The organism is Leeuwenhoekiella sp. CH_XMU1409-2 (genome assembly GCF_037029365.1).
Lineage (GTDB): Bacteria > Bacteroidota > Bacteroidia > Flavobacteriales > Flavobacteriaceae > Leeuwenhoekiella > Leeuwenhoekiella blandensis.
The window spans coordinates 76,437-89,079 of the sequence record NZ_JAYMEI010000017.1 but is presented as its reverse complement, the minus strand read 5'-3'; the positions used below and the strand labels follow the sequence as shown (position 1 = coordinate 89,079).

Here is a 12,643-nt window from a genome sequence, read left to right as displayed (position 1 = left end):
GCATCATCAATGGTTGCGATGGTAATATTTTTACTCGTCTCACCAGGTGCAAAAGTGATCGACCCTCCGCTATAACCCGTGTAATCCTCAGGATCTAAAGCGGTTCCTTCAGCTGTAGCAAGGGCTACCGTGATCGACTCAAAACTTGGTTTATCAAGGCTTACCGCAAAAACTGCATCTACGCCTTCAACTACACTTACATCTGAAATGCTCAATGTTGGAGCATCACCATCATTATCGGTGATCGTTCCGGTTCCACTAGCGGTTGTGTTTACTGTGGTGCCTGAAGTTACCTCTCCATTTAAAGTGAAGTTTTCAGTTACTTCATAGATCGCATCATCAATGGTTGCGATGGTAATATTTTTACTCGTCTCACCAGGTGCAAAAGTGATCGACCCTCCGCTATAACCCGTGTAATCCTCAGGATCTAAAGCGGTTCCTTCAGCTGTAGCAAGGGCTACCGTGATCGACTCAAAACTTGGTTTATTGAGGCTTACCGCAAAAACTGCATCTACGCCTTCAACTACACTTACATCTGAAATGCTCAATGTTGGAGCATCGCCGTCATTATCGGTAATTGTTCCGGTGGTGGCTACATTTAAATTTCTTGTATTATTCGTTTGAACCGCACCAGAAATATTGAACGACTCTGCTACTTCGTAAATTTGATCCTCAAGCGAATTCACTACAAAATCAACAGATAGCTGACCAGCAGGAATAGTAATCAACTGATTTACTGCAGCTGTATAATCAAGTCCTGCAATAGCTGTATCATCTGATGTATTTACATTAATAACAATGTCTTCAGCAGAAACTGTATTTATACTAAATGTAAAAGTAAGTGGATCTCCTTCGGTAACCGTTACAGGGTCAACTGAAAGCGTAGGATCTGCCTCAACAAGAATAGTTACAGTTGCAACGTCACAATCGCGATCTCCAACAGGCGTGTCTCCATCGCATATCTGATATTGGAATGAATCAGTACCAAAGAAATCTGCATTTGGAGTATACTCATAAAAATCATCTGAAACATCGCCAGGTGTATTATTATCGTTAAGAACAACAACACCATTTGCAGGACCAGAAAGTACTGAAACTGAACCAGCACCATCATTTCCGAAGTAATCATTTGATAATATGTCTAATACATTATCCCGAGAGTCTTCAGAAACGGTATAGTTGTCATCTTCAGCAATCGGATTATCATCACTAACAGTAACAGTAACTAGCGCGTCATCACAATCCCCATCCTCATCACATATTTGATATTTAAAGGTGACTGTAACTAAATTTTCAGACGGAGGAATGTACGTTATATAATCATCTGTTGGGTCGTTTGGTGTACCTGCATTATTTACTTCTGCACTACCTAGACTAGGTTGAGATACAGTAGTAATAGCTCCTGTTGACGGACCATCAGGACCAAAATTATCATTAGCAAGAACATCAATATCAATAGGTTGAACCGGACGCAACGGACTTACTTCTGCACTATCGTCATTAGCTTCAGGTCTACCATCATCAACAAAATTATTTTGACAAGACGAGATCAAGTTGATGGTGCGTACAATCACATTATCGGTAGGATCACCTTCAGCATCATCAACACTAACATAACCATCCAAATCAGTTTCTATAATTGTATAAACAACATCTACTAATGCCGACGGAATCGCGGTAGCATATCGATAATCACCATTTGAATTGGTAGTCAAAGTTGTAGAGCTACCATCACTTCCTTCAATTTTTATACTAACTCCGCTTAAAGGCTGACCTCCTTCATCTGAAACATTACCACAAATTACAGGTGCAGTAACAATATAAGATTGAGGATTGGTATAATTTGCATTACTAAAAGCTAAAGAGTAGAAACGATCTATATTTCCGTTTTGCTTCCCTATAATATATTTAAGAGAAGATCTTCCTTCATAATAAGTACTAAACGTGTAGCGTGGATCGGTAGAGATATCTCCACCTGGCGCGGTACTCGCATTTACAGCGGTTCCCCTTACTGAATTAGGTCTGCGCTCAATATTGATGAGTGTATTTCCTGATTGATAATACGCATCAGAAAGCGTAAGCTCTGCATACTCTCTTGTCTGCACACTATCTCCATCAATGTCGAAAGGCGTAGCAAAAAATGAAATCACAACCTCATCGCCATAAGTTCCTCCAGACTCAACAAAAGTGATATCAAATTCAATATTTTGATCTCCGTTGTTGGTACTGTTTAATTGTGGCTGAAAGTTTGAATCTACACCATCTCCAGTCACATCAATATTAGCAAGCGTTGCTCCATTGCGCATCGCTTCAATTCGCACTAATGCATCAATAGGTTCAGGGCTATCTAAAAATACATTTGAAAATCTATACACCGCACCTACTTGACCACTTGAGCCAGAGACCAAGGTTGGGTTTTTGAAATTAGTACTGCTGTATAATGGCGCACAATCACACCCACGTTCTCCAGGAGGCACCACAATAACATCAGAAATTGTTATCTCTACAGTTGCTTCGCTCTCGTCACCATCCAGATCAACAATCTTATACTTAAACGTATCAACACCATCATAGTCTTGGTTTGGTGTATAAACTATAGTGTCATCTGCCAAGTTTGAAGGAGTTCCATTGTCATTTAAAACGACCGATCCATTTGCAGGTTGTTCGGTTATAATTAATGGCTGTGTCTCAGATGGACCATCCCCTCCAAAATCATCATTTGCCAAGACATCAATATTCAAGGATGTATTTAGACTTACTTGTCTTTCATCGTCGATTGCGGTTGGAACGTAACAAGCAGAAATCGAATCATCTATAACCGCCTGTGTATTCCCTTGAGGTGAACCTGCTATAGTAGGCACCCCAAATTCATCAACACCGTCTGGTGTATTAGCAAGATTCAAGTCTGCCGTAAGATGCGTTTTATTAAAAGATCCCGCACCCTCAATAGCATCAGGACAACCGTCATTATCTGAGTCTACATCTTTAGAATCTACAATTCCATCACCATCTGTATCTCTAAATCGCTCTTCAAGTACTCCAAAAATGATTCCGTGCGGATCTTCATTCTGAAATTCGATCTCAAATTTAGAAACATCTTCGTCGTCGATATAAAAGAACGTATACCCTTGAAAAACTCGTGGTTCTGAAGATGTAATTGTATTACCTAAGGTATTTCTTTCAGGCGGTGTATTACCAGCAAAAGTCGAATAAGTATCAGTATCAAAAACATCAACATTACCAATAACCCTTAGGGTAACATTAGCAATATCAACACCCAGTTCATCTCGCGTAGAAGGACCACCTAAACCTGCGATCCCTACAACATATCTATATTTTGAGGTAGTCGTAGAAAGTTCGCTTGCTGATTGCCCATAATCAAACTCTACAGTTCTTGGAATACCATTAATAACATCTAGATATTCTGTAGCAAACTCAACATCACCTCCGTTTATATTAATTATCCCGTTATCAAGAACAGGCTGAAAAATACGCCATTTATTAGGGTTAGGATTTGAGTTATTATAACTTAAAACACTTACTCTAACACCTCCACTAGCTAAAGATGCCGGTCCAGGAACATTTAACTCAAATAGTCCTGTCCCTGTATTATTTAAATCATTTACCGTTGCTTGACTAGGATTAGCTAATACAGCTACAGAAGAATTTCCTTCGTCAGCATCCAGAATACCATCATTGTCATCATCATCATCACAATTGTCTGGTATCCCATCACCGTCTGTATCTACCCCAGAACAATAGTTATTAAAGAACACCGTAAAATCATCGGTAGCAGAAACCTCTGTATCTAATTCATCAATCCCTCTTACTGTAGCCTCATTATAGACTGAACCTGTTGTCAAATCAGCTGCAATTACTGAATAAGATGCTGTTGCTGTAGTGGATTCCCCGGGATCTAATGTTCCAGGTACACTTAACGTACCCAGACCAAGCTTACCGTCTTCAATAACAATATCTCTAAGTACTTTTTGACCGGTATTTGTAATTTCAAAAGTATAATCTATAGTCTCACCTACTTGAGTTCTGCCATCTCCATTTTCATCTTGAAAAACACCAGTCTTAACCAAAGAAATAGCAGGGAAGTTACCAGAAAGATCAGGACAAGGAAGACCTGCAGAAACTTTCTCAGCAGCACAAGTTCCTGACTCACAATCATAAACAACTCCAGATAAAATAGTTAAGCTACCTGCATTACTTCCAAAAACAGAAGTTGCATTAGAAGGACCTGTAGTTCTCTTGAAATTAAGGTTCGGTCCAATAGTTCCACTATTTAAAGTTGACGCATTAGCCAACTCAAAGTAACCAAGTTTAGAATTATCTGTAGGCCCTAAAATATTCCCTGAAGCTTGAAAATTATTATCTAATATAACACTACCTTCATTATAAAAACCACCATATAAAGAACTATCGACCCCAGAAAAGTTAACTTGTTCTACTTGTACTATTCCATAATTTTCAAATCGCGCGGTGCTACTTCCAAAATCTATAGAACCGTTATTTGAAATAAAAGAACCCGTATTTACTACACGACCACCACCTAGATTAAAACCTGTAGCCGTCTCTATAACCCCACAGTTTACGTATACACTGGTAGCATTACAGTTAAAACTAGCCCCTACATAAATATCTTTTTGATTACGAAACTCTGTATCTCCAGAGATATTAATATTTCTAGAAATAGTAAACGTTCCTGAATTATCAATAGTGTTAGTAGAAGATCCGCTAGCAAAGGTTAAGACTCCCACTTTAACCTCTCCACTATTCAATATTCTATTTACTCCAGACCCTCCTATGTTAAAATCAACAGTACCGTTATTGCCGGTTTGAAAAACACCACCTTCTGCAATAGTCATATCAAGATTAGCATTAAAATTTATCGCCTGATTGAATTGCAAGATTCCTTCAACATTCAATGTTACCGCTCCAGAAGCATTAATATTGTTCTGAATGATCAAAGTGACATTAGGACCAACACAAACAGCAGTTCCGTTTTGAAACGTCACATCGCTTAATGTAATTGTTGTTGGCGTAGCACTTTTAAACGCATAGCGTTCCCCAGATTGAAATGTGTAATTTCCCGAGGTCACAGACACCTCATCATACCCATCACACTGAGCATAAAGTGTATCATTAACACCCAATGCTAAAAGGTTCAAAAATAAAAACATCACAAAGCGCTGGATACACTTTGCGTAAGTGGGAGTAGTTTTATATTTCATATATTATTCTATTTGAAGTTGGAATCACCTGTACTTGAGAGACAAAAAACCATCTCATTCAAACACATCCCTATCATCTATGCTTTAACGTTAATACTGCTAAACTTTGGGAAGCTAAGCCGTTATTTATATTCTTATTGTTTAAAATGCTCGACTCCAATGTCTGGACCTTGAGTTTGCAAAATAAATCCCTCACCAAATCCCTAGTAGCTGCAACGCACTCTAGATTTATAAAAGCAGATAACGACACAAAATATTTTACATAGTTCTTCGTTATCATTTTAAATACGTGAATAATTATTTGAAAAGCTACCCTACCAAAGCCTGTAAGCATAGCTTCATAGCTCGCTTTTTTTAGCCAATGCGTGATTGAAAAGATTGGTAAAGTTGTTTTAATAATATTCGATTTAAAGTATACTTTGCGAGTATACGTATTGAACAAAACAAATGTTTCAATTGATGATCAAGTTTCTTGCTTAAATAGCTCAAGAATGCTTATCGTAAAACCCTTTACCTTAAAGTGGAGAAGAATCAACTTAATACACGCCTGCGTCAATAAGAAATAGCTCTACTGATCAATTTATAAACGTATTTTAAGTTGGGACAACAAATATATTAATCGATTAAGCGCAAAGACAAAAGCTTGATGGTTTTTAGACATAAGCACACATTAATCGATAAAATACACATTAGTAGTTCATACAAGTAAGAAGCATTAAAGATAAAACTTACAAAACATAGTAATTTGTGGCAAAAATGAGATTTCTACACCCCTCATTTTCAACTGTTAATGTTTTGCCAAATTCAAGAAATACTAGTCTGTATTGAATACTTCAAAGTGGCTGACTTAATGTATATTTGCCCTCTTAAATTTGACATCCATGAGCATTAAAAAGGAAATTGCGCGTAGACGTACTTTCGGAATAATCTCGCATCCTGATGCAGGGAAAACCACGCTAACAGAAAAACTTCTTTTATTTGGTGGCGCCATTCAAGAGGCCGGTGCTGTAAAATCAAATAAAATCAAAAAGGGAGCCACGAGTGACTTTATGGAAATCGAACGCCAGCGTGGAATTTCGGTAGCTACCTCTGTACTTGCCTTTGAATATAACGGTACAAAAATCAACATCCTAGATACACCGGGACACAAGGATTTTGCTGAAGACACCTTTAGAACGCTTACTGCAGTTGATAGCGTTATCGTTGTTATTGATGTAGCAAAAGGGGTTGAGGAACAAACCGAAAAATTAGTTCAGGTTTGTAGAATGCGTAAGATCCCGATGATTGTTTTTGTAAATAAACTCGACCGGGAAGGTAAAGATGCTTTTGAACTTCTTGACGAAATAGAACAGAAGCTAGATTTACACGTCACTCCTTTAAGCTTCCCTATAGGAATGGGATATGACTTTAAAGGAATCTATAATATATGGGAAAAGAATGTCAACCTTTTTAGTGGAGACAGCCGTAAGAACATCGAAGAAACTATTGAAATAGAAGACCTAAATTCTGAGGAATTAGATACGTTAATAGGTGATGAATCGGCAGAAACTCTAAGAGAAGAGCTTGAATTGGTCACTGGTGTTTATCCCGATTTTGATCAAGAGGCATATTCTAAAGCAGAGCAACAGCCGGTCTTTTTTGGATCTGCGCTTAACAATTTTGGCGTTCGCGAACTCCTCGACTGTTTTATAAGTATCGCTCCGCCTCCACGCCCTAAAGAAAGCGAAGAACGTGTTGTAAAACCAGAAGAAAAAGATTTTACAGGTTTTGTATTTAAAATACACGCCAATATGGATCCCAAGCATCGAGACCGTTTGGCCTTTGTAAAAATCGTTTCCGGTGTTTTTGAACGCAACACCCCCTATTTACACGTGCGAAATGGCAAGAAACTTAAGTTTTCTAGCCCAAATGCATTTTTTGCTGAGCGAAAAGAAATCGTAGACATATCCTATCCCGGTGATATCGTAGGACTTCATGACACGGGTAATTTCAAAATTGGTGATACCCTTACACAAGGTGAGGAAATTCATTATAAAGGGATTCCTTCGTTTTCACCAGAGCATTTTCGCTATATCAATAATGCAGATCCCTTAAAATCTAAGCAATTAGCAAAAGGAATCGACCAGTTGATGGATGAAGGTGTTGCGCAGTTATTTACACTTGAACTAAACGGCCGAAAAGTTATAGGTACGGTAGGAGCGCTTCAGTATGAAGTGATTCAATATCGTTTAGAACATGAATACGGTGCTAAATGCACCTACGAACCTTTAAGTGTACATAAAGCGTGCTGGGTAGAACCCAAAGACCCTAAGAGCGAAGAATTCAAAGATTTCTTAAGAGTAAAACAACGTTTTATGGCCAAGGACAAAAGAGGACAACTTGTATTTCTTGCCGACTCCCCTTTTACCTTACAGATGACACAGCAAAAATATCCTAACGTTAAGCTGCATTTTGTTTCAGAATTCAAATAAGAGCTTTAAATAGGTTATTTGCCCTGCATTGAAGGTATGCTTCAGATTATTCCAAAAGATGATTAAAACAAGTTAAAAACAGGTCGCTTTTTAAGACTTATCATCAAAATTTATTTAAATAAGAAGAGCATCAATATTCATTATAAAAAAGAAAAACTCCTGAGACAATCTCAGGAGTTTTTCTTTTTTATAATTGACTAAGATTGTTAAGCCTGGCCAGTAGGACCAAAATTTAATGGAATAGGCTGCTTTTCATAATCTTTGATTTCACCGTGTGCTTTTTCAAAACGCTTTACGTTTTCCTGTAACGCTTTAGCAAGTCGCTTGGCGTGTTGAGGAGTTAAGATAATTCTTGACTTCACTTTACTCTTAGGAGTTCCCGGCATAATACTTATAAAATCAACCACAAACTCAGAGACCGAGTGATTGATTATAGCCAGATTTGAATACTGCCCTTGAGCAGTTGCTTCATCCAATTCAATATTTAACTGCCCGTTTTGATTTTTATCTTCTTCTGCCATAAATCACAAGTTTAGCTATAAAAAAACAGCTTCATTTCTGAAGCTGTTTTTTTGTATTTGAATATTCTTAATTAAAATTTACTTCTTCGCGAGCTGCATTGAGTTCTTCAAGCTCTTGCTTGCTACCTACGATTAGTTTGTCGTAACGACGTAAACCGGTACCAGCAGGAATTCTATGACCTACAATAACATTTTCCTTAAGACCTTCTAAAGTATCTACTTTACCGCTTACCGCAGCTTCGTTAAGTACTTTAGTTGTTTCCTGGAAGGAAGCAGCCGAGATAAATGATTTCGTCTGAAGTGAAGCTCTTGTAATACCCTGTAATACCGGAGTTGCCGTAGCAGCTACAACATCACGTGCCGTTGCAAGATTTTTATCTTCTCTTCTCAAGATAGAATTTTCATCTCTCAATTCGCGAGGCGAAATAATCTGCCCTGCTTTTAAGGTTTCAGAATCACCAGCATCTTCAATAACTTTCATTCCAAAAATAGCATCATTTTCAGTGATGAAGTCATCTTTGTGTACTAGCTGATTCTCTAAGAAAATCGTATCACCCGGATCCTGAATTCTTACCTTACGCATCATTTGACGTACAACTACCTCAAAGTGCTTATCGTTAATTTTCACACCCTGTAAACGATAAACTTCTTGTACTTCGTTTACTAAGTATTGCTGAACCGCTGAAGGTCCTTTAATCGCAAGGATATCTTCTGGAGTTACAGAACCATCAGATAATGGCATACCTGCTCTCACAAAGTCATTCTCCTGAACCAAGATTTGGTTAGAAAGTTTAACCAGATATTTCTTGATTTCACCAAGTTTAGACTCAACGATGATCTCACGGTTACCACGTTTAATTTTCCCGAAAGAAACCACACCATCAATCTCACTTACAACAGCAGGATTAGATGGATTACGTGCTTCAAACAATTCTGTTACACGTGGCAGACCCCCTGTAATATCCCCTGCTTTTGCAGACTTACGAGGAATCTTAACCAAAATCTTACCTATTTTAATTTTCTCATCATCATCTACCATCAAGTGCGCTCCCACAGGTAAGTTATATGAACGAATTACTTCGTCTTTTTTACCCATAATATGCAAGGTAGGAATCATTCGCTTGTTACGAGATTCTGAAATTACTTTCTCTTGGAAACCGGTTTGTTCATCAGTTTCAACTTGATAAGTAACCCCTTGTTCTATATTCTCATATTTGATTTTACCGGCAAATTCTGAAATAATTACACCGTTAAATGGATCCCAAGTACAGATAGTATCTCCCTTAGTAACTTTATCTCCATCTTTCATAAACAGTTGAGAACCGTAAGGAATGTTATTAGTACTTAATAAAATTCCGGTCTTAGCATCAACAATTTTTGCTTCTGAAGTACGTGAAATTACAATTTGTGAAATTGAACCATCTGGCGCTTCTCCTTCAACCGTTTTAAGATCTTCGATCTCAAGACGACCATCAAATTTAGATATAACTTTATTTTCTTCTGAAATGTTACCTGCAATACCACCCACGTGGAAGGTACGTAGCGTAAGCTGTGTACCAGGCTCACCAATAGACTGTGCAGCAACAACACCAACAGCTTCACCCATTTGCACCATTTTATTGGTTGCAAGGTTTCGACCATAACATTTAGCACAAATTCCTTTACTAGCCTCACACGTTAATGGTGAACGAACTTCAACACTTTCGATTGGAGCTTTAGAAATCTCAGCACCTAACTCTTCAGTGATTTCTGCACCAGCCTCAACAATTACCTCACTGTTAAGTGGGTTGATCACATCATTTAATGCAATACGACCAATGATACGTGCCTCAAGCGTTTCAACGATTTCCTCATTCTTCTTCAATGCTGAAACTTCCACACCTCTAAGTGTACCACAATCATCGCTATTCACGATAACATCCTGAGATACATCTACAAGACGACGGGTCAAGTAACCTGCGTCTGCCGTTTTAAGTGCGGTATCTGCAAGACCTTTACGAGCACCGTGCGTTGAGATAAAGTATTCAAGAATTGATAAACCTTCTTTAAAGTTAGAAAGAATCGGGTTTTCAATAATTGCTCCTCCACCATCATTTGATTTTTTAGGCTTGGCCATCAAACCACGCATACCGGTTAACTGACGAATCTGTTCTTTAGATCCACGAGCTCCCGAGTCAAGCATCATAAACACCGAGTTAAATCCTTGTTGATCCTCACGAATACGCTTCATAGACAATTCAGTCAATGATGCGTTTGTAGAAGTCCACACGTCAATAACCTGATTATAACGCTCAGAGTTGGTGATAAGACCCATATTATAGCTAGACATAATTCCGTCTACCTGTGTATTTGCCTCTTCGATCATTTCATATTTCTCTGCAGGAATAATAATATCCCCTAAAGAGAACGATAATCCACCTCTAAATGCAAATGTATATCCAAGCGTCTTGATACTGTCAAGGAACTCAGCGGTACGCGGAACACTTGTCAATTTAAGAATACGTGCAATTACATCTCTTAATGACTTTTTAGTCAATACTTCGTTGATGTAACCACATTCTTCAGGAACGCTTTCGTTAAATAAAACACGACCTACAGTAGTATCAATAATCTGGTAAACGAGTTCACCTTCTTCATTGAAATCTTTGGTACGTATTTTAATGTTAGCGTTAATATTTACACGCTTTTGGTTGTGCGCAATAACAACTTCTTCTGCACTGTAAAAAGTAATCCCTTCTCCTAAAATTGGATGTTCTGGAGTACTCTTACGTCCTTTGGTCATATAGTAAAGACCCAATACCATATCCTGAGAAGGTACCGTAATAGGAGCACCGTTAGCAGGATTAAGGATATTGTTTGAAGCAAGCATCAACATTTGCGCTTCTAAGATAGCTTCAGGACCTAATGGTAAGTGAACCGCCATCTGGTCACCATCAAAGTCGGCGTTAAATGCCGTACATACTAATGGGTGTAATTGAATAGCTTTACCTTCAATAAGTTTTGGCTGAAATGCCTGAATACCAAGACGGTGAAGCGTAGGAGCACGGTTTAGCAATACCGGATGTCCTTTAAGAACATTTTCTAAGATATCCCAAACTACTGGCTCTTTTTTATCTATAATCTTTTTAGCAGACTTTACGGTTTTTACAATTCCTCGCTCGATCAATTTTCTGATCACGAAAGGCTTATAAAGTTCAGCCGCCATATCTTTAGGCAAACCACACTCGTAAAGTTTTAATTCTGGTCCTACAACAATTACCGAACGTGCAGAATAATCAACACGCTTACCAAGTAAGTTTTGACGGAAACGACCTTGTTTACCTTTCAATGAATCTGAAAGTGATTTTAAAGGACGGTTAGAATCGGTTTTAACCGCTGAAGATTTACGTGTATTATCAAATAATGAATCTACCGCTTCCTGAAGCATGCGCTTCTCATTACGTAAGATTACCTCTGGAGCTTTGATTTCCATCAAACGCTTCAAACGGTTGTTACGAATGATCACACGACGGTACAGATCATTTAAATCTGAAGTCGCAAAACGACCACCATCAAGTGGTACAAGCGGACGTAATTCTGGTGGAATTACCGGAACTACTTTCATAATCATCCACTCTGGCAAGTTCTCGCGATTCTTATTTGCATCACGTAAAGACTCTACCACTTGAAGACGTTTTAACGCCTCGTTCTTTCTTTGTTTTGAAGTCTCATTGTTTGCTTTATGACGCAGGTCATAAGACAACTCATTAAGATCGATACGTCTCAATAAGTCTACAAGACACTCCGCACCCATTTTAGCGATAAACTTATTTGGATCGCTATCTTCAAGGTACATATTTTCTTGAGGAATTGACTCAAGAACGTTTAGGTATTCCTCTTCAGTAAGGAAATCCATTTTTTGTAATGGCTCACCTTCTTCATTTTTAGCAATACCCGGCTGAATAACTACATAGCGCTCATAATAGATGATCATATCTAATTTCTTAGACGGAAGACCTAAAAGATACCCTATTTTATTTGGCAAACTTCTGAAGTACCAGATGTGTGCAACCGGCACAACAAGGTTAATGTGACCTACACGATCTCTACGTACTTTTTTCTCAGTAACTTCTACACCACAACGGTCACATACAATTCCCTTATAGCGTATACGCTTATACTTTCCACAAGCACACTCATAATCCTTAACAGGACCAAAGATACGCTCACAGAACAAACCATCACGCTCAGGCTTGTGCGTACGGTAGTTTATAGTTTCTGGTTTTAACACCTCACCGCGCGATTCAGCCAAAATCGCCTCTGGAGATGCAAGACCAATAGAGATTTGATCAAATCTCTTTACTGCATTCTTATCATTATCTCTTGCCATAATACCTTATGTCGAAAATTATTCTTTTTTAACTGCTTGATA

The 12,643-nt window shown here is 38.3% G+C and carries 4 protein-coding genes; 1 reads left to right on the top strand and 3 read right to left on the bottom strand.

Translation table 11 applies throughout. From position 1 onward, the window contains the following. The coding region (locus tag WA338_RS15990) for an Ig-like domain-containing protein (protein WP_336094142.1) at positions 1–5,240 on the bottom strand (5,240 nt) is incomplete at its 3' end. A gap of 881 nt (positions 5,241–6,121) precedes the next feature. On the opposite strand from WA338_RS15990, the gene WA338_RS15985 reads away from it, so the two are divergent. Continuing rightward, positions 6,122–7,711: a peptide chain release factor 3 gene (locus tag WA338_RS15985; protein WP_272986959.1), complete on the top strand. Its 1,590-nt coding sequence runs from the start codon at positions 6,122–6,124 to the stop codon at positions 7,709–7,711. A gap of 206 nt (positions 7,712–7,917) precedes the next feature. Here WA338_RS15985 and WA338_RS15980 read toward each other — a convergent pair whose 3' ends face one another. After that, positions 7,918–8,232, bottom strand: coding sequence for a DUF3467 domain-containing protein (locus tag WA338_RS15980; RefSeq protein ID WP_009781162.1), 315 nt, complete (start codon positions 8,230–8,232; stop codon positions 7,918–7,920). Positions 8,233–8,299: 67 nt separating this feature from the next. After that, positions 8,300–12,601 carry a DNA-directed RNA polymerase subunit beta' gene (gene rpoC, locus WA338_RS15975; protein WP_272986956.1) on the bottom strand — a complete coding sequence of 1,434 codons (4,302 nt, stop codon included), beginning with the start codon at positions 12,599–12,601 and terminating at the stop codon, positions 8,300–8,302. Positions 12,602–12,643: the final 42 nt, after the last annotated feature.

What these genes read in the sequence shown, in the direction of transcription:
- WA338_RS15985 (WP_272986959.1), top strand. Translation starts at nt 6,122, where the DNA reads ATGAGCATTAAAAAGGAAATTGCGCGTAGACGTACTTTCGGAATAATC.
- WA338_RS15980 (WP_009781162.1), bottom strand. Translation starts at nt 8,232, where the DNA reads ATGGCAGAAGAAGATAAAAATCAAAACGGGCAGTTAAATATTGAATTG.
- rpoC (WP_272986956.1), bottom strand. Translation starts at nt 12,601, where the DNA reads ATGGCAAGAGATAATGATAAGAATGCAGTAAAGAGATTTGATCAAATC.